The following is an 18,842-nucleotide window of genomic DNA, read 5'->3' as shown; positions in this document are numbered from 1 at the left end:
TATGAGGGCGGCTCGCTATGCCGTTGTGAGGCGTGCGACCGCTGCGGCGATTCTTTCGTCCGTGGCGGTGATCGCGACCCGGACGTGGCCCTCTCCGGCGGTGCCGTAGAAGCTGCCCGGCGCCACCAGGATGCCCAGTTTGGCCAGCCGGGCGACCTGGTCCCAGCAGCCGGTGCCGTCGGTGGCCCACAGGTAGAGGCCGGCCTCCGAGTGGTCGACGCGCCAGCCGGCCGCTTCCAGCGCGGCCCGCAGGACGGTGCGCCGGGCCGAGTAGCGCTCGCGCTGCTCGTCGGCGTGGGCGTCGTCGTCGAGGGCGGCCGTCATCGCGGCCTGGACGGGCTCCGGCACGATCATGCCGGCGTGTTTGCGCACCTCCAGCAGGCGCTTCACCAGGGCCGGGTCACCGGCCACGAAGGCGGCGCGGTAGCCCGCCAGGTTGGAGCGCTTGGAGAGGGAGTGGACGGCCAGCAGGCCCTCGTGGGAGCCGCCCGACACGTCGGGGTGGAGGATCGAGACGGGGCGCTTCTCCCAGCCGAGCTCGATGTAGCACTCGTCGGAGGCGACGATCGCGCCGTGCTCGCGGGCCCAGGCGACCACCTTGGCCAGGTGTTCGGCCGGGAGCACCTTGCCGGTGGGGTTGCTCGGCGAGTTGACCCAGACCAGGGGCACCCGCTCCGGGCCGAGCGAGAGCAGGCCGTCGGTCGGGAAGGGCTCGGCGCCGGCCAGCCGGGCGCCCACGTCGTAGGTCGGGTAGGCCAGCGCCGGGAAGATCACCTTGTCGCCCGGGCCGACGCCGAGCAGGGTCGGCAACCAGGCGACCAGTTCCTTGGAACCGATCGTGGGCAGCACACCGGCCGGGTCGGCGGTCACGCCGTGGCGGCGGGCCAGCCAGCCCGCCGCGGCCTCGCGCAACCGGGCCGTGCCGTAGGTGAGCGGGTAGCCCGGGCTGTCGGCGGCGTCGGCGAGCGCCCTGCGCACGACTTCGGGAACCGGATCGACGGGGGTGCCGACCGACAGGTCGGCGATGCCGTCGGGATGAGCCTCGGCGCTCGTCTTGTACGAGGCCAGGCTGTCCCACGGGAAGTCGGGCAGGGCGATCACGAAGGACTCTCCAGTGCTAGAGCGTCAGTGGTCTTCCGCCTGCGGCGGCAGCGCGGCCACGATCGGATGGTCCTTCTCGATCTTGCCAACCTTCGAGGCGCCGCCGGGCGAGCCCAGGTCCTCGAAGAAGTCAACATTGGCCTTGTAGAAGTCCTTCCACTGCTCGGGCAGGTCGTCTTCGTAGAAGATGGCCTCCACCGGGCAGACCGGCTCGCACGCCCCACAGTCGACGCACTCGTCGGGGTGGATGTAGAGCATGCGCTCGCCCTCGTAGATGCAGTCGACAGGGCACTCTTCGATGCACGCCTTGTCCAGGACATCCACGCAAGGCTGCGCGATGACGTAGGTCACCTCTAGCTCCTTCTTTCCGGCACGACATGGGCCGCAGGTTGCTCCGTCCTAGTATTGCGGTGACTGTCAGGTGGCCGGAACAGGAGGGGCCAATGTCATGGCCTTCCAGCTCAAGGTGACCATCACGCCGGCCGACGTCGGCAGGCGCGTCACCGTCCGCAGGGCGCTGCCCGAGGGCTTCCGCGACGTCGTGGGCGTGCTGGAGGCGTGGGAGAACGGCCTGCTCTCGGTGCGGAAGCGGGACGGCACGCTCGTGGAGTTCCCAGAGAACGTCATGGCCGCGGCAAAGGTCGTCCCAGGCTGAGGCGTGCCGTCTCGACGCGGCGTGGCCCGGCCCCAAGCATTCGATCCGTGACCAGACTCGTGACCACTCCCGCGCTGGCGGCCCTGCTGGCCCTCGCGGCCTGTTCGTCCCAGGGCGGCGAGACCAAGGCCCTCCCGCCGGTCAACGTGAAGGGCGCCAGCCTCCAGGCGGGCTTCGGCAACTTCGACCGGCTGGTCGAGGCCGCCCAGAAGGAGGGCAGGCTCACCGTCGTCGGGCTGCCCCGCGAATGGGTCAACCACGGCGAGCTGATGGACGTCTTCGCCGACAAGTACGGCATCCAGGTCGAGTCGCTCAACCCGGCGGCCAACAGCCAGCAGCAGATCGACGCCGTCGCCACGGCCCAGAAGCCCGACGTGTTCGACCTGAGCGTCGACGTCGCCCTGGCCAACGCCGCCAAGTTCGCCCCCTACCAGGTGACCGGCTGGACCGACATCCCCGACGAGGTCAAGGCCGCCAACGGCACCTGGTACGCCGGCTACGGCGGCTACATGTCGATCGGCTACGACCCGCGCAAGATGAAGGCGCCGGCGTCGTACGCGGAGCTGCTCCAGCCCACCGGCCGCCCGGCCGGCACCACGGTCGCGCTCGCGGGCGACCCGCTGAAGAACGCGAGCGGCTTCAACGGCGTGATGGCGGCCTCGATGCAGGGCGGCAAGTTCGACGCCCGCAAGGGCGTGCAGGCCTTCGCGGCGCTGAAGAAGGCCGGGGCGGTCGCCGCCGCGCCCGAGCAGGCCACCGCGGTGCTCGACTGGGACTACCTGAACGCCGCCCGCTCGGCCGCCAACAAGGCCAACTGGCAGGTGACCATCCCGGCGGGCTCGATCCTGGCCTCGCCCTACGTGCAGGCGATCAGCGCGAGCGCGCCCCACCCGGCGGCGGCCCGCCTGTGGACCGAGTTCCTGTTCTCCGACGAGGGCCAGAACATCCTGCTCAGGGGCTACGCGCGGCCGTCGCGGATGGAGGCCATGCAGATGAAGAGCACCCTCGACAACGAGGCGGCCGGGAAGCTGCCGAAGGTCAACGGGACGCCGGTCTTCCTGACCATCCCGCAGCAGGACGCCGCGAAGGTGTATCTCCAGAAACACTGGTCTCAGCAAATGAGCTGAAAAACACTGATTCCACGGCTGGCGTACTCTATGCGGACAACCGTGGAAGTGAGCCCATCTTGCGATATGACACACCTCCGCTCATGAGGTGGAACGCTCGCGCCTACGACAGCTCATTCGGCTACGTCTCGGCGCAGGGCGCTCCGCTCGTGGAGCTGCTCGACCCGCAGCCGGGTGAGCGCGTGCTCGACCTCGGCTGCGGCACCGGCGTGCTGAGCGGCGAGATCGCCATCCGCGGGGCGTACGTGCTGGGGATCGACGGCTCACAGGCGATGATCGAGACGGCCATCGCCCAGTTCCCCCGGCTCGACTTCACCGTGGGCGACGGCCACGACTTCACCGTCGCCCAGCCGTTCGACGCGGTGTTCTCCAACGCGGCCCTCCACTGGATGAGCCGCGACCCCGACGCGGTCATCGACTCGGTCCGCGACGCGCTGCGGCCCGGCGGCCGGTTCGTGGCCGAGCTCGGCGGGGCCGGCAACTGCGCCGCCCTCACCTCGGCCATGCTGACCGCCTGGCGCGAGCACGGCCTGCGCGAGCCCGAACTCCCCTGGTATTTCCCCAGCCCGGCCGAGTACGCCGTCCGTTTGGAACGCGCCGGGTTCACCCTGCGCATCCTGGAGCACTTCGACCGGCCGACCCCGCTCGACGAGTGCCCCAACGGCGCGGCCGACTGGGTGCGCATGTTCGCCGGTTCGCTCCTCGACGGCGTGCCCCCGGCGACGGTCGAGCCACTACTCCGGCGGGTGAACGAACTCGCCGCCCCGGCCCTGCGCCACGACTCGGGCTGGATGGCCGATTACGTGAGACTGCGTTTCGCAGCGGTGCGCCACTGAAGGGTGACACCATCGTTTGTGGCTGTTCGTCACGGATGAAACTCCCGCCACGGCAGGGGATTTGCCAGACTATGGTCTGGTCTTACGGAAGTGATGGGGATAGCGATGAACTTCTGCCTGAGTGACCTCGTGCCACCGCTGCGCTGGAGTGACGCTGCCACCATCCTGGCCGGCCGGGCCGGATTACCCGACGCGTGGTGGCGCTCGCTCCCGATGGGCCGTGTGCTGCCCGCCTTCGGGGTCGACGCGCTCGCCGGGTTGCTGACCGATCTGACCCTGGAGCAGTGGCCGGCGGCGGCGGTGGGCGACGTGCTGCCCGCGCTGCACGTGCTCGACCCCGACGACGCCGACGACCCCCAGGTGGGCATCGCGCTCGACCGGGCGGGCTCGTGGCCCGGCCTGCTGGCGCTGACCGGCCGGGAGCTGACCGAGCAGCCGTTCGTGAAGGCCCGTCCGTTGCTGGCGGCGCTCTATTCGGCGGTGCTGGCGAAGCTGGCGGCGACCGAGGCGCCGTCCAGGACCGCGGAACCCGAGCCCGAGGCGCCCGCCGAGGAGCCCTACGAGACCAGGGCCGCGCTCAGGACCCCCTACCGGGCGCCCTTCGAGACCAGGGCGCGGGCCGAGGAAGCCGCGGCGGCCGACGAGCCCGAAGAGGCCGACGACGAGCCCAGCGGGCCACCCACCGGACCACCCGTCGCGCCGGTCGTCCCGCAGCCCCGGCTCACGGGCGAGGACGACGCCCCCGACTTCCCCGAACTGATCGACCGGGTCTTCGCCTCGCTCGACGACCAGAGCTGGATGGTCGCGCAGAACCGGGTCTTCACCGACTCCCCCACCTCGCCCGAGTCCCTCTCCAAGCTGCTGGGCGTGCCCGCGAGCCTCATCGAGGTGACCGAGAACACGCTGCGCGCCCGGCTCAGGGAGTGGCTCGCCTCTCCGCCGGCCGCCCGCTACCGCGGCTACCTGCTGAACCTGACCGACCTCCTCGGCGTGGCCGCCCCCAAGTCGCGGCTCGTCAACGCCGCCGAATGGCACACCCGCGAGTTGTCCTCCCTCGACGTGCTCGCCTGGCAGTTCGTGCTGGCCACGCTGCCCGGCTACCAGGTCTCCGGCGACTGGGTCGTCCAGGGCGACCTGGCCGAGCTGCACGAACGGACCCGCGGCCTGATCGTGAACGCCGACCGCCCGCCGACCGTGTCGCGGGCCCTCGAACTCGTCTCCTCCCTCGGCATCCACCCCGAGGTCGCCAAGGAGTGGCTGGAGAACGTCCCGCAGTTGCGGATACAGAGTCCGAACGGCGCGGCGCCGGCGCCGGCTCCGGCGGCTCCACCGCCACGGCCGTCCGACGTGTCGCAGACGCATCGCTGCTTCCGCCAGCCCGACGGGCGCTGGTGGTTGCGGGTCGACGTCGACGCCGGGCATCTGGCGGGGACGTCGGTCGGCCTCCCGGAGGGCTTCGCCCTCTACCTGGGGTTGTCGCCGGGTGGCGAAAGAACGGTGCGCAGCGCCGCCGGAGACGTCACGATGACCTGGCGGGAGTCCCCCGCCATCGACTCGCTCGGCCGCATCCTCAGCGAGGTCGCGGCCAAGGAGGGCAGCCACATCTTTCTCACCCTCTCCGACGAGGGCATGCTCAGGGTCCGCCATCTCCCCGCCGCGAACTCCGGCGACACGATCGCGCGGGCGCTGCGCCTGGTCGGTTACACGGCCCCCGGCGGCAACTCCGACCAGGCCGACCGCGTGATCGCCACGCGCATCGGCCTGACCGGCCCGACCCCGCCCGACGAACTGCGGGCCCGCCTCCGAGAACGTGGGGACAGAGACCTGCTGTCCCTGCTGGGTTAGGCCCCCATGCCCCGCCTCGCCGTCTCCCTGGACTTCACTCAGGAACTCGCCGCACTGGCCCGCCCCGTGCGGCGGGACGCCGTGGTGTCCGTCAGACGGTTCCTGCACAACTCGCCCGCCGGCCCCGTGCCCGAGCGGGTGCGGAACGCGCGCGACCCCCGCGTGACGACGTTACGCCTGGCCGACCGGCACCGGGCGGTGGCCGTGCGTCAGCGCGACGTCTACTGGCTCGTCACGATATTGCCCGACGCCGAGGCCTACACCTACGCGCAACGGCACCGCTTCACCGTGAACTCCGCGATCGGCGTCATCGAGGTCTGGGACGCCGAGGCCCTGTCCCGCGTCGAGCCCGCCCTCCGGCGGTCGGCGGCCGGATCGAGCAAGCGCCTCTACGGCCACATCTGCGAGACCGACCTCATCGACATCGGCATCGACCAGGAACTGCTGCTGCCGATGGTCCGGATGATGGCCACCGACGCCCACCTGGCCGCCGTGGAGCCCCTGCTGCCGGAGAGCCAGTACGCCCCCCTCGCCGTCCTCGCCCGGGGCGGATCGCTGGCCGAGGCCTGGCGCGAACTCGACGGCTGCCGGGTCACCTCGGCCGAGAACATCGACCTCGACGACCTGGAGGCCGCGCTCCACCGCTCCCCCGGCCAGGCCGCCTTCGCCGCCGACCGGGTCGAGCTCGACCGGGTGCTGACCAAGCCCCACTGGTGCACGTTCCTCTACGCCCCGCAGCACACCTACGCCAACTGGCCCGTCTACGACCGGCCCGTCCTGGTCACCGGCGGCGCCGGGACCGGCAAGACGGTGATCTCGCTGCACCGGGCGGCCTACCTGGCCAAGGAGAACAGCGGGCCGATCCTGCTGACCACCTTCTCCCAGGTGCTCGCCAACGAGTTGTCGGCCAAGCTCGACCTGATCATCGACGACGAGGTCGTGCGCAAGCGCGTCGAGGTCACCAACGTCGACCGGCTGGCCCACCGCATCGTCGCGGCCCACGAGGGCAAGGCCCCCACGCTGGTCGGCGACGTGACCAAGTTGTGGGAGGAGGCGGCCGGAAGCCGCTTCGGGGCGGCGTTCCTGCTGCGCGAGTGGGAGCAGGTGATCCTCTCCCAGAACCTGCGCACGCTCGACGAGTACCTGGCGGCCGAACGGCCGGGCCGGGGCGTCCAGCTCAACTCCGACATCCGCACCAGCGTGTGGCGGGCGGTGGAGCACGTCGAGGGCCGCCTGCGGGAGTCGGGGCGGCGCACCCTCCTCCAGCTCGCCTCCGAGGGCGCCGAGTTGCTGGGGCGCACGACCGACGTGCTGGAGAGCGACGCGCCCCGGCGGGAGCCGTACAAACACGTGGTGATCGACGAGGCGCAGGACCTGCACCCCGCGCAGTGGCGGTTGCTCCGGGCCGCGGTGCCACCGGGCCCGAACGACATGTTCATCGTCGGCGACCCCCACCAGCGCATGTTCGACACGCGCGCGGCGCTGGCCGGCATGGGCATCCCGGTCCGCCGGTTCCACCTGAAGATCTCCTACCGGCTGCCGCACGAGATCCTCTCGTTCGGCGTCCGGCTGCGCGGCGGCGGCCCCGTCGACGGCCTGGTCGAGGGCGCGGCCGAGATGTACGGCTACCGCTCCACCGTCCACGGCCCGCGCCCGCTGGTGCGCGAGTACGTCTCCCAGGACGCCGAGATCGGCGGCCTGGTCGCCCATGTGAGCGACTGGCTGGCCGACGGCGTCGCCCCCGAGGAGATCGCCGTCACCGCCCGCACGGTCGAGATCGTCCGGATCGCCCGCGCCGCCCTGCGCGACGCGGGCATCGAGGTGAAAGTCACGATGCTGCACGGTATGAAGGGGCTGGAGTTCCGGCGGGTGGCCGTGATAGGTGTCGCTGAGGGGATCATCCCGGCGCCCGACGCGCTCACGCCCCACGCCGAGGATCCGATGGCACGAGCGCACGACCTGCAGCGAGAACGGGGGTTGCTCTATGTCGCGTGCACGCGGGCGAACGAGCTGCTCTACGTGTCCTACTCCGGTCGCGCGAGTCCCTTCCTTCCTGCCTGATCCCCTAATCTGAACTGCGGATATATTCCCCTTGCCGGTTGGACCTGCATGAATTTGAGCCTGAGCGACATCGTGCCCCCCCTGCGCTGGACCGCGCCCAGCCAGGTGGAGCCGATCGCCAGCGATCCCGGCCTCCCGAACTCGTGGTGGCAGGCGCTCCCGATCGACCGCGCCTGCGCCACGGTCGGGCCGGCCCAGATCGCGGCCAAACTGGCCGACCTCACGTCCGCCTGCTGGGGACACCTGATCCTCGGCGACATCATGCCGCTGCTGCGGTTCACCGCCCCGGCCGAGAGCCAGCGCACGCCGGGCAGCCGCGACAGCGTGCGGCTGCTGTTCGCCGGGGTGCTCGACCGGCTCATGGACACCGAGCCGCTCAACCCGCTGGCGAGCGTGCCGCCCGCCGTCCCGGAACGGCCGCTGCCCGAGATCATCGACGAGCTGTTCCAGCGGCTCGACGACCGGCAGCGCGCGATCGCCCGCGACCGGCTCTACGCCGAGCACCGCGCCACGCTCGACGAGCTGGCGCAGCGGTTCTCGGTCACCCGCGAGCGCATCCGGCAGATCGAGCGCGATCTGCGCGACCACGTCGACAACTGGCTGCGCGGCCAGGAGGCGACCCCGCTGACCGCCCACCTCACCTGGTTGCGCACCCGGCTGGGGTCGGCGGTCCCGGCCGACGACCTGATGGCGGCGGTGCCCTGGCACCGCACCGAGCTGGCCACTCTGGGCATCCCGGCCTGGCGGTTCGTCCGCACCCTGCTGACCGGCTACGACCAGGTCGACGGGTGGCTGGTGGCCGGGGGCGCCGACGAGCTGCGGGAGAAGACGCGGCAACTCTTCACCGACGGGCCCGTGCCGCTGGCCGAGGCGGTCGGCATGGTCGCCCAGCTCGGGGTCCGGGAGGACGTCGGGGAGCGCTGGCTCGGGGCGGTGCCACAGTTGCGGCTGCTCGAAGGCCATGTCGTGCCGTGGCCGAGGAGCGTGAACGACAAGGCCGAGGCGGTCTTGGCCGTGGCCGGCACCCCGCTCACGCCCGAGGAGATCCAGAACCGGATCGGCGAAGACTACAGCCTGGTCGGCATCCGCAACCAGCTCACCGCCGACGACCGCTTCCTGCGGCTCGACCGGAACAAGTACGGCCTGGCCCGATGGGGTGGCGAGGAGTACCTGGGCATCCGGGAGATGATCGCCCGCGAGATCGAGAAGGCCGGCGGCGAGGCCTCGGTCAACACGATCGTGGCGTCCCTGACCTCCCGCTACGAGGTGAGCGAGAGCTCGGTGCGCGCCTACGCCGGCGGCCCGGGGTTCGAGCGCACCCAGCGCGGCTGGATCCGGGTGGCGGGCGCCGAACCGGCCGACTACCAGCCCCGCCGCGACGTGTCGATGACCCGCCGCTGCTTCCGCAGCCGCGACGGCCGCTGGTGGCACCGGGTCGACGTGAACGCCGAGCACCTGCGCGGCTCGGGCTCCCCGCTGCCGACCGGGTTCGCGGCCCACCTCGGCATGGCGCCCGGCGGCCAGCTCACCGCCTCGACCCCGCAGGGGGAGGTGGTGATCTCGTGGCACAACCAGCCGACGATGGGTTCGATCCGGCCGATCCTGGCCGAATACAACGCCGGCGAGGGCGACCACGTCTTCCTGACCGTCTCCGACGGCGGCGAACTGCTGACCCGGTTCCTGCCCCAGGGCGCGGCCGGGCTGCCGCCGCTGAACAAGGCCCTCCACCTGATCGGATACACCGCCCCCGTCGCCTCCGAGGCCGAGGGCCTGCGGCTGATCGGCGCCCGCATCGGCATGCCCGACGGCGCGGGCAGGGACGACGTGCTCGGAAGGCTGAGAGAACGCGGGGATCGCGACATTCTTCTCTATCTGTAAAGAAGGTTTGTGGGACGATCGTTCTCCGCACGGGGAAGGATCATGAATGTACGCCGCTTTGTTACTGGTCGCGTCGACGACCGTGATGGGGGCCGACGTCAGCAACTGGACCGGTGACGTCGACTGGACCGACGTGAAGGGCAAGGGCGCGGAGTTCGTCTTCGCGCACGCCACCGAAGGTCCCAATTACAAGAGCCCGCGCTTCGGCGCCCAGTTCTCCGGGGCACTCACCGAGGGCATGTACCGGGGCGCCTACCACTTCGCCCAGCCGCACGAGTCGGGTGGCAAGGAGCAGGCCGACTTCTTCGTCCGCAACGGCGGCAACTGGACCGCCGACGGGCGCACGTTACCGGGGGTGCTCGACGTCGAGGACAACCCCTACAACAACCGCAACGGCCTGAACAGTTGCTACGGCCTCGACCAGGACGAGATGGTCAAGTGGATCGGCGACTGGTTGTCCCGCTACAAGGCGTGGACCAAGCGCGACGCGATCATCTACACGACCACGTCGTGGTGGAAGACCTGCACCGGCGACACCAGGAAGTTCGCCAAGAACCCCCTCTGGATCGCCCGCTGGGGCGCCGACCCGGGTGAGCTGCCGGCGGCGTGGCGCAAATGGACGTTCTGGCAGAAGGCCGAAAAGGCCGACCACGCCGGGGGTTCCGACGTGTTCAACGGCTCGTTGTCGCAGCTCCACGCGCTGGCCGACCCGCCGGTCCGGCTGCTGATCTCCGGGGGCGCCAAGAGCCGGTCGCAGTACGTCCTCAAGCTCTCCAACACCGGCGCCAAGCAGGCCACGAAGATCAACATCTCGGGCAAGACCTTCGGCGACAACCGCCTCACCTACGCGCCGAAGGCCTGCAAGCGCACCGCGACCACGGTCAAGTGCACGATCAACGGCCTGGCCCCCGGCCGCAGCGTCACGCTGAAGTTCTCCACGAGGCCGAGGGGCGCCAAGCCGGTCGGCATCAACTTCCTCGTCGGGTCGACGAAGGTGACCCTCAAGTAATGTCGGGAGCATGTTGCGGCTCTATGACACCCGTCACCGGCTCGTGGAGCCGCTCCTGCCCCCCGGCTCGCGCGCGGTGCGCGCCTACACCTCCGCCGATCTGCCGGGGCAGGTGCACGCCGACCTGATCCGGCGGGTGCTCGAACGGTCGGGCGTCCGCGTGCTCGCCTGCCGCGACCTCGCCGCCGACCTGACGCCGCTGAACGTGCGCCCCGCCGAGCCTGTCCTCGACGGGATGGCCGGGGCCCTGCGCCTTCTGGGCGGCCGCGTCGACCTCTACCTCAGCGACACCGGGGAGGCGGTCGACGACGCGGCCGTCGGGCACCACGCCAGGAGCGCCGCCACCCTGAACGCGCCGATCCCCGACGACCCCCTGCCGGTCCGCCTCGCGCTCATGGAGCACCGCTACCGCGACGCGGCCGGCATCACCCCGGACGACCTCCGCGAGGCCGGCGACACCATCCGCCGCTGGCGCGGCAAGGTGGCCGAATGGGCCGAGCAGCCCAGCTCCCCGATCGCCAAAGACCGCGCCGACGCCATGAACGAGGCCTTCGACGACGACCTCGACACCCCGAGGGCGCTGCGTGTCCTCCGCGAACTGGAGGAGGATCCGGGGGTGCCGCCGGGCTCGAAGTTCGAGACCTTCCTGCACGCCGACCACATCCTGGCCCTCGACCTGTCGGCCGACATCGGCCGCCTCCCTCGCTAGCAGGTTGCTAGCATGAATTCGTGGCGGGAATCATCTACATCCGGGACGTCGACGACGACGTCATCGAGACGCTGAAACACCGGGCCGCCGAGGCGCGCATGTCCCTGTCGGCGTACGCGGCGCAGCAGCTCACCATCGCGGCCCGGCGGCCGAGCAACGCCGACGTGATGCGACGGGCCCGCGATCTGGCCGCCGCCAGGCGTGGCCGAGGCGCGGTCACACCGACGACCGAGGAGATCGCCGAGGCGGTCAGAGCCGACCGCGACCGCGACGGCGGCGCCCGGTGATCGTCGACTCCTCCGCTCTGATCGAGGCGTTCACCTCCGCCGACCCGAACGACGACCTGCTGAAGACGCTGGAATCCGGCGACCTGCACGCACCCCACCTGCTGGAGCTGGAGTTCGCCTTCGTCCTGCGGGGGCTGGTGCTGGGCGGCAAGCTGGACGCGGCGACCGCGGAGGAGAGCAGGCAGCTCTATGCGGAGACCTGGATCCAGTTGCAGCCGGTGTCGGGGTTCATCGACCGCATCTGGGAGTTGCGGCACAACTTCACGCCCTACGACGCCGCCTACATCGTGCTGGCCGAGGCGCTGGAACTGCCGCTGGTCACCTGCGACGCCAAGCTGGTGCGGAAGGGCGGCAACCACGCCGCCCAGGTCCTGCTGTTCAGGTGATCACGCGGGTCTCCCCCACGGCCAGGTCCCACAGGTCGGCGGGCGGGAGGCCGCGGCGGGTCCACTCGCGGCGGGCCTCCTCGACCGGTTCCAGCAGGGGTTCGCCCGACAGGACGAAGGTGCCCCAGTGCATGGTGGCCATGCGGCGGGCGCCCACGTCGAGGGTGGCCTGGACGGCCTGGGCCGGGTCGACGTGGAAGCCCTTCATGAACCAGCGGGGTTCGTAGGCGCCGACCGGCATCAGGGCCACGTCGATGCCCGGGTGGCGGCGGCCGATCTCGGCGAAGTGGTCGCCGTAGCCGGTGTCGCCGGCGAAGAGGACCCGCTGGTCGTGCCACGACAACAACCAGCCGCCCCATAACGTCCGGCAGGTGTCGAACAGGCCCCGGCGCGACCAGTGGCGGGCCGGGACGAAGTCGAAGCGGACGTCGCCCACGTGGACCGACTCCCACCAGTCGAGTTCGACGACGTTGGTGAAGCCGCGCCGGGTGAACCACGAGGCCAGGTTCGCCGGCACCAGGACGGCGGTGTCCCTCGGCAGGCGGCGTACGGTCGGGGCGTCGAGGTGGTCGTAGTGGTTGTGGCTGATGACCACCGCGTCGACCGGCGGCAGGTCGGACCAGGCGACGCCGGGAGGGGTGAGGCGCTGGCGGACGCCGGGGATCTTCCGCGACCACACCGGGTCGGTCAGCACGGTCAGGCCGCCGATCTGGACGACGTAGGTCGCGTGGCCGACCCACGTGACCAGGGCGTCGGTGCCCGCCGGGACGGGCAGGCCGTCGCGGTGGACGGGGATCTGGTCGGCGTCGCCGATGTCGGTGCGCAGTTCGCCGTGCCCGACGACCGACGCCAGTTCCTTGAACGAGGCGAGCGGAGAGAGCAGCCGGTCGGCGAAACCGCCGTTCCAGCGCGGGGCTCCGAGGGGAATGTGCGTCTGGGTCACCCTCTTGAAGATCCCCCTGACACGGGAATTATGCGTCGCCGCGCGAACGGCCGCGCCGGCGCCACCACGGGGGCACCCGGGCGTAGCCGCCGTCATCGAGGTCGGCCAGCCGCTCGAACGGGTTGTACGTCGCCGGGTTCCCGCACGTCAGCACCGACACCAGCACCGACAGGACGTAGAGCGGCAACATCGGCAGGCCGACGCAGGCGGCGTACTGGCTGGCGTGACGGGATTCGTGGAGGAGCAGCCGGCCGCTCAGATAGCCGTGGGGATGCTTGGTCAGCACGACGTTCCCGACGGTGAAGGCCCCGGCGACGGGGAACGGCAGGCGGTAGCCGTGGGCGTAGACGAGGCCGAGTTCGCCCTGGTGCAGGGTGGCCCCGCCGACCCGGGCGATCAGCAGGCCCAGCGGGGTCGAGAGGTTGATCCAGTTGACGGCGCGGCGGAAGCGGAAGTACGGCCCCATCAGCACATCATGCGCTCACTCCGCCAGGAGCGAGTAGTGACCCCGGTGGTAGATCAGCGGCGCGGCGTCGCGGGGGGTCGCCACGGTCTCGACGCCGCCGACGACGATCGAGTGGTCGCCCGCGTCGTGGACGGCGACGGTCCGCAACTCCAGGGTGGCGATGGCCCGGTCGAGCAGCGCGACGCCGAGCGTGCCCCGATGGTAGGGGAACCCGGTCAACTGGCCCTCCAGCGGCCGGCCGCGCTTGGCCAGGTAGCGGGAGACCTCCTCGTCGTCCTCACCGAGCACCGAGACGCCCCACACGCCCGCCCTGACCACCGTGTCGTGGAAACGGGCCACCTTCTCGGCGCAGAACAGGGCCAGCAGGGGATCGAGCGACACCGACGCGAACGAGTTGACCGTCATCGCGTGGTCGGTCCCCGATGGGTCGACGGTCGTGACGATGACGATCCCGGTCGCGAAACGGCCGGCCACCTTCCGGTAAAGATCCCTGTCGGCGAGCACGCACCTTACCTTATGCGGACGTTCTGCCTGAGCAGCCAGGACCCTCCCGTGGACGGGACGAGGACGACGGCCAGGGCGACGGCCACCAGACCGCCGTAAAGGTAGATGTATCCGCCCAACGTGGCCGCGATGGCCAGGTCGCCCTCGGGGCGGGGGCCCGCCAGGATCATCGAGGGGATCACCCAGCCCACGGCCACCACCCCGGCCGCCATGCGGGTGCGCATCAGACGGCCCATCGCGTAGGGCAGGGCGAACAGGGCCAGCACCGCCAGGACTCCCCCGATCGGCAGGGTGCCGAACAGGTACCACTCGTGTTCGAAGGCGCCGATGACGCCCACGACCAGGCCGAGCATGAACAACACGCCGTAGGCGGCGCCGGTGACGGCGGGCTCGGCGCCGCTCGGACCGTCGTCGTGTTCGGCGGTCTCGGGAGCGGCGTTCACCATCATGGGGTGAGGCTAGCCGATGCCGGCGAACAGGTCGTCCTCGTGACCCGCTACGGAGGGTCCCGCTTTGCGTACGAAGTGTTCGACGCCGCGGGCCTCCTGGCCGACGCCGTTCGACAGGGCGAAGCGGGGCGCGTCGACGGTGATCTGGGTGCCGTGGGCGCGCAGGGCGTTGAGTTTGGCGTCGAGGTGGGGGCGGGCGTCGATCGAGGTGGTGACCGTCTCGCGGCCGTAGCCGAGGGCGTCGACGTCTTCGGGCCGGAAGACCTCCATGCGGGCCGCCGCCGCCAGCATCTCGGAGCGGAGCTGGGCGGTCTGGTAGAACTTCGCGACCGTGCCGGCCTGCTCGAACGCGCGCCAGGCCACGCGGTGGGCCTGGATGTGGTCGGGGTGGCCGTAGAGACCGTTCTCGTCGTAGGTGACGATGACCTGGGGGCGTACCGCCTCGATGATCTCCAGAAGCCGCTCGGCGGCCTCGTCGACCGGCGCGCGCCAGAAGCAGCGGGGGTCGTCGTTGGAGGCCGCGCCCATCATGCCGCTGTCGCGGTAGCCGAGGAAACGGTGGTCGTCGACGCCGAGGTTCCGGCAGGCGGCGGCCAGTTCCCGCTCGCGGTAGGCGCCCAGGTCGTCGGGGCCCAGGTGGGCGAGGGTCGAGGGGATGATCTCCCCCATCTCACCGCGGGTGCAGGTGACCAGGGTCACGTGGGCGCCCTCGGCGGCGTAGCGGGCCATCGTGGCGCCGGTGCCGATCGTCTCGTCGTCGGGATGGGCGTGCACGAGGAGGAGGCGTCGGTCGAGCATGCTGGCACTATAAGGGGCTATGACTGAGAGCTTCCCTCGCCTGCATGCCCGGACCCGCCGGTTCACGCTCGGGGTGCCGCGCGGATTCACCCTCACCCCCTCCGGTGACCGGGTGATCTTCCAGCGGACCAAGTCGGGCACCGACCCCGTGACCTGCCTGTGGGAACTCGACGTCGCCTCGGGTGAGGAGCGGCTGCTCGTCGACCCGCTGATCCTGGGCGCGGCCGAGGAGGAGCTGCCGCCGGAGGAGCGGGCGCGGCGTGAACGGGCCCGCGAGTCGGCCGGCGGCGTGGTCGGGTTCTCCCACGCGGGCCACCGGATCGTCTTCACGCTCTCCGGCGCCCTGTACGTCTGGGAGGCCGGCGAGATCCGCTGGCTGAAGACCCCCGGCGGGGTGATCGACCCGCGCCTGTCGCCCGACGGCGGCAAGGTCGCCTACGTCAGCGGCGGGCGGCTGCGGGTGCAGGACCTGGAGACCGGCTCCGACTTCGAGGTGGCCGGGGAAGACGGCGCGACCTGGGGCCTGGCCGAGTTCATCGCCTCCGAGGAGCTCGACCGCATGCGCGGCTACTGGTGGTCGCCCGACGCCTCGGCGCTGCTGGTCGCCCGGGTCGACGACTCTCCGGTGCAGATCTGGCACATCGCCGACCCGGCCAACCCGGGCAACGACCCGGTCGCGATCGCCTATCCGGCGGCCGGCACCGCCAACGCGCGGGTCAACCTCTACATCGTGGGCCTCGACGGGATCCGCACCGAGGTGCCGTTCGAGCACGAATACCTGGTCACCGCCTCCTGGGACGCGTTCGGGCCGTTCATCGTGACGCTGGCCCGCGACCAGCGTTCGCTCCGGCTGCTCGCGGTCGACCCGGCCACGGGCGGCAGCACGCTGATCCGCGAGGACGTCGACGACAAGTGGGTCGAGGCCGCTCCGGGCGTGCCGGCGCACACCGCCGACGGGGCCGTGGTCTGGGTGGCCGACGCCGACGGCGGGCGGCGGCTGTTCGTCGGCGCCGGCCCGGTGACGCCGCCGTCGCTGCAGGTCCGCAGCGTGGTCGACGTCGACGACAACGTGGTGCTGTTCACGGCGAGCGGCGGCGACCCGGCGCAGGTGCAGTTGTGGTCGTACGCCGGGGGCACCCTCAGCCCCCTCTCGACCGACGCGGGCGTGTTCACCGGACGCCGCAGCGGCGGCGTGACCGTCGTGGTGGCGCAGTCGCTCGACCACGAGGGCGTGTCGGTGCGGGTCATCCGCCTCGACGGGAGCTCGGTGCCGATCGCGAGCGTGGCCGAGCGGCCCGGTCTCGACCTGCGCGTCTCCCTGTCGCGGGCGGGTTCACGTGAGCTCTCCACGGCCGTCCTGCTGCCGTCGTGGCACGTCGAGGGGTCGGCCAGGCTGCCGGTCCTGATGGACCCCTACGGCGGGCCCCACGCGCAGCGGGTGCTCCACTCCCACCGGATGTTCCTGGAGCCGCAGTGGTGGGCCGAGCAGGGCTTCGCGGTGATCGTCTCCGACGGGCGCGGCACGCCCGGACGCGGCCCGGCCTTCGAGCGCGAGGTCCACCACGACTTCACCGTCACCCTCGACGACCAGGTCGAGGTGCTCCAGTCGATGCCCCACCCCGACCTCGACCTGACCAAGGTCGCGATCCGGGGCTGGTCGTTCGGCGGCTACCTGGCGGCGCTGGCGGTGCTGCGGCGGCCCGACGTGTTCCACGCCGCCATCGCGGGCGCGCCGGTCACCGACTGGCGGCTCTACGACACGGCCTACACCGAGCGTTATCTGGGCCACCCGTCCGAGGGTCACTACGAACATTCCTCGCTTCTCGCGGCCGACGCGGAGAAGCTGGAGCGCCCCCTCATGCTGATCCACGGCCTGGCCGACGACAACGTGGTGGCCGCCCACACACTGCGGTTGTCGTCGGCGCTGCTGGCCGCCGGGCGGCCGCACACCGTGCTGCCGCTGTCGGGCGTCACCCACATGACGCCGCAGGAGGTCGTGGCCGAGAACCTCCTGCTGCTCCAGGTCGAGTTCCTGCGGCGCGCCCTGGGCTGATCGCCGCGTTAACGCCGCCAGCTCTCCCACAGGGCCGCGTAGGGGCCGCCGGCCTCGACCAGTTCCTCGTGGGAGCCGAGTTCGCTGATCCGGCCGTCCTCGACGACGGCCACCCGGTCGGCGTCGTGGGCCGTGTAGAGACGGTGCGCGATGGCGATCACGGTGCGCCCGTCGAGGACCGCCGCCAGCGACCTCTCCAGGTGGCGGGCCTGGCGGGGGTCGATCAGCGAGGTCGCCTCGTCGAGCACCAGCGTGTGGGGGTCGGCCAGCACGAGCCGGGCCAGCGCGAGCTGCTGCGCCTGCGCGGGCGAGACCGCGGTGCCGCCCGAGCCGACCTCGGCGTCCAGGCCGAGCTTCTCGGCCCACTCCCAGGCGTCCACCGCTTCCAGGGCCCGCTGCACGGCGTCGTCATCGGCCTCGGGACGGCCGATGAGGACGTTGTCGCGCAGCGTCCCCTTGAACACGTGGTGCTCCTGGGTGACCAGGGCGACCTGGCCGCGCAGCTCCCCGAGCGGCAACTCGATCAGCGAGGCCCCGCCGACGGTGACCGTGCCGGTCCGAGGGCCGTGGACGCCGGCCAGCAGCCGCCCGAGGGTCGACTTGCCGGCGCCCGACGGGCCCACCATGGCCAGGCGTTCGCCCGGCCGGACGTCGAGGTCGATGCCGTGCAGGACGTCGTGTCCCTCGCGGTAGGCGTACCGCACGTCCTCGGCCCTGAGGGCGTCGCCGTCGGGCGTCACCGCCGTGGGAGCCCGGTCGTCGGGCACGTTGGCGACGCCCAGGAGACGGGCCATCGAGGCGCTGCCGACCTGGAGCTCGTCGATCCACGACAGCAGCCGGTCGAGCGGGTCGACGAGCTGCTGGATGTAGAGCGTGCCCGCGGTGACCTGGAACAGCGTGACCCAGCCCTCCAGGTAGAACAGGCCGCCGATGAGCAGGGTGGCGACGACCGGGATCACGTAGCCCATCTCGACCGACGGGAACCAGACGGTCCGCAGGCTGAGCGAGTAGCGCTCGGCGGCGTAGGACTCCCGGATGTCGTCGTCGGTCCGGTCGCGGCGGCGGCCGGCCAGGCCGAGCGCCTCGACGGTCCGGGCGCCCTCGACGGTCTGCGCGAGTCCCTCGGTGAGGTTGGCGTACGCCGCGCCCTCACGCAGGTAGGCGGGCCCCGACCGGTTCAGGTACCACCGGGTGGAGATCCACAGCAGCGGCACCGCCAGCAGCGACGGCAGCACCATGAGCGGGCCGACCACGAACAGCGCGCCGATCATGAACACGCCGGTGACCAGCGCGATCAGGATCTCCGGCACGGCGTGCCGGACGGTCCGCGACAACGAGTCGACGTCGCGGGAGGTCCGGGTGATCAGGTCGCCCGAACCGGCCCGCTCGACCGTGGAGAGCGGCAGCGCGAGCACCCGGTCGACGAACTCCTGGCGCAACTCGGCCAGGACCTTCTCGCCGAGCCGCGACGAGGCGTAGACGGCGAACCGGGTCAGGATCCCCTGGGCGATCACGAATCCGGCGATGGCCAGCGCGATCGTGTCGACGCGCACGTCGTGGGCGCCGTCGGCGACCGACTGCACGAGGCTGCCCAGCAGGGCCGGGCCGGCCAGGCCGGTGAGCGCGGCCAGGCCGTGGAGGCCCAGCGCGAACGACAACTCCTTCGGATACTTGACCATCAGGCGCCGGGCGTAGGCGCGCACCTGCGCCTTGTCGGCGACCGGCAGGATCTGGC

General features: G+C 71.5%; 19 protein-coding genes. 11 read left to right on the top strand and 8 right to left on the bottom strand.

The window, feature by feature from the left end:
• Positions 1 to 15: 15 nt before the first annotated feature.
• Both dapC and fdxA read right to left on the bottom strand, forming a co-directional pair.
• Positions 16 to 1,101, bottom strand: coding sequence for a succinyldiaminopimelate transaminase (gene dapC / locus AW273_RS30885; RefSeq protein WP_062355942.1), 1,086 nt, complete (start codon positions 1,099 to 1,101; stop codon positions 16 to 18).
• Between the two features lie 24 nt (positions 1,102 to 1,125).
• Positions 1,126 to 1,452: a ferredoxin gene (gene fdxA / locus AW273_RS30880; RefSeq protein WP_062339033.1), complete on the bottom strand. Its 327-nt coding sequence runs from the start codon at positions 1,450 to 1,452 to the stop codon at positions 1,126 to 1,128.
• 97 nt (positions 1,453 to 1,549) lie between these two features.
• Here fdxA and AW273_RS30875 point away from each other — a divergent pair, with 97 nt between their 5' ends.
• The 10 genes from AW273_RS30875 (at position 1,550) to AW273_RS30830 (ending at position 11,894) form a co-directional block, all read left to right on the top strand.
• On the top strand, positions 1,550 to 1,756 hold the full coding sequence (locus tag AW273_RS30875) for a putative acetyltransferase (RefSeq protein ID WP_062355939.1): 207 nt from the start codon (positions 1,550 to 1,552) through the stop codon (positions 1,754 to 1,756).
• A gap of 47 nt (positions 1,757 to 1,803) precedes the next feature.
• Positions 1,804 to 2,883 carry an ABC transporter substrate-binding protein gene (locus tag AW273_RS30870; RefSeq protein WP_083950177.1) on the top strand — a complete coding sequence of 360 codons (1,080 nt, stop codon included), beginning with the start codon at positions 1,804 to 1,806 and terminating at the stop codon, positions 2,881 to 2,883.
• An 83-nt stretch (positions 2,884 to 2,966) separates the two neighbouring features.
• On the top strand, positions 2,967 to 3,719 hold the full coding sequence (locus AW273_RS30865; protein ID WP_062355936.1) for a class I SAM-dependent methyltransferase: 753 nt from the start codon (positions 2,967 to 2,969) through the stop codon (positions 3,717 to 3,719).
• Positions 3,720 to 3,824: 105 nt separating this feature from the next.
• A complete protein-coding gene (locus tag AW273_RS30860; RefSeq protein ID WP_062355933.1) occupies positions 3,825 to 5,564 on the top strand; it encodes a hypothetical protein in 1,740 nt (579 codons plus the stop codon).
• A gap of 6 nt (positions 5,565 to 5,570) precedes the next feature.
• The gene (locus AW273_RS30855; RefSeq protein WP_062355928.1) at positions 5,571 to 7,625 is read left to right on the top strand and encodes a UvrD-helicase domain-containing protein; all 2,055 of its coding nucleotides are present in this window, start codon (positions 5,571 to 5,573) and stop codon (positions 7,623 to 7,625) included.
• 48 nt (positions 7,626 to 7,673) lie between these two features.
• On the top strand, positions 7,674 to 9,503 hold the full coding sequence (locus AW273_RS30850; RefSeq protein WP_062355925.1) for a sigma factor-like helix-turn-helix DNA-binding protein: 1,830 nt from the start codon (positions 7,674 to 7,676) through the stop codon (positions 9,501 to 9,503).
• Between the two features lie 46 nt (positions 9,504 to 9,549).
• Positions 9,550 to 10,512, top strand: a complete 963-nt coding sequence (locus AW273_RS30845; RefSeq protein WP_062355921.1) for a GH25 family lysozyme — start codon at positions 9,550 to 9,552, stop codon at positions 10,510 to 10,512.
• Between the two features lie 10 nt (positions 10,513 to 10,522).
• Entirely contained in the window at positions 10,523 to 11,221 is a 699-nt protein-coding gene (locus AW273_RS30840) for a hypothetical protein (RefSeq protein WP_062355918.1), read from the top strand.
• Between the two features lie 20 nt (positions 11,222 to 11,241).
• Positions 11,242 to 11,508, top strand: coding sequence for a FitA-like ribbon-helix-helix domain-containing protein (locus AW273_RS30835; protein WP_198168448.1), 267 nt, complete (start codon positions 11,242 to 11,244; stop codon positions 11,506 to 11,508).
• A complete protein-coding gene (locus tag AW273_RS30830) occupies positions 11,505 to 11,894 on the top strand; it encodes a type II toxin-antitoxin system VapC family toxin (RefSeq protein WP_062355915.1) in 390 nt (129 codons plus the stop codon). The genes AW273_RS30835 and AW273_RS30830 overlap by 4 nt, the downstream gene beginning before the upstream one ends.
• Here the strand turns inward: AW273_RS30830 and AW273_RS30825 are convergent.
• From AW273_RS30825 to mshB, 5 genes are read right to left on the bottom strand one after another with little or no spacing between them, the layout of a single operon-like run.
• Positions 11,887 to 12,837, bottom strand: a complete 951-nt coding sequence (locus AW273_RS30825; protein WP_062355911.1) for an MBL fold metallo-hydrolase — start codon at positions 12,835 to 12,837, stop codon at positions 11,887 to 11,889. The two genes, AW273_RS30830 and AW273_RS30825, sit on opposite strands and share 8 nt — an antisense overlap.
• Before the next feature lie 28 nt (positions 12,838 to 12,865).
• Entirely contained in the window at positions 12,866 to 13,303 is a 438-nt protein-coding gene (locus AW273_RS30820) for a hypothetical protein (RefSeq protein ID WP_062355908.1), read from the bottom strand.
• Positions 13,304 to 13,318: 15 nt separating this feature from the next.
• Positions 13,319 to 13,807 carry a flavin reductase family protein gene (locus AW273_RS30815; protein WP_062355905.1) on the bottom strand — a complete coding sequence of 163 codons (489 nt, stop codon included), beginning with the start codon at positions 13,805 to 13,807 and terminating at the stop codon, positions 13,319 to 13,321.
• A gap of 5 nt (positions 13,808 to 13,812) precedes the next feature.
• Positions 13,813 to 14,256 (bottom strand): DUF6113 family protein, encoded by a 444-nt coding sequence (locus AW273_RS30810; protein WP_062355901.1) that lies wholly within the window; start codon positions 14,254 to 14,256, stop codon positions 13,813 to 13,815.
• Positions 14,257 to 14,265: 9 nt separating this feature from the next.
• Positions 14,266 to 15,054 carry an N-acetyl-1-D-myo-inositol-2-amino-2-deoxy-alpha-D-glucopyranoside deacetylase gene (gene mshB / locus AW273_RS30805; RefSeq protein WP_062355898.1) on the bottom strand — a complete coding sequence of 263 codons (789 nt, stop codon included), beginning with the start codon at positions 15,052 to 15,054 and terminating at the stop codon, positions 14,266 to 14,268.
• Between the two features lie 19 nt (positions 15,055 to 15,073).
• Here mshB and AW273_RS30800 point away from each other — a divergent pair, with 19 nt between their 5' ends.
• A complete protein-coding gene (locus AW273_RS30800; protein ID WP_062355894.1) occupies positions 15,074 to 17,107 on the top strand; it encodes a prolyl oligopeptidase family serine peptidase in 2,034 nt (677 codons plus the stop codon).
• An 8-nt stretch (positions 17,108 to 17,115) separates the two neighbouring features.
• Here the strand turns inward: AW273_RS30800 and AW273_RS30795 are convergent.
• On the bottom strand, positions 17,116 to 18,842 hold a 1,727-nt coding region (locus AW273_RS30795), incomplete at its 5' end, for an ABC transporter ATP-binding protein (protein WP_232327682.1).

This window comes from Herbidospora yilanensis, from assembly GCF_001570565.1.
GTDB lineage: Bacteria > Actinomycetota > Actinomycetes > Streptosporangiales > Streptosporangiaceae > Herbidospora > Herbidospora yilanensis.
The sequence above is the reverse complement of the archived record's forward strand: the minus strand, read 5'-3'. Positions and strand labels throughout refer to the sequence as shown.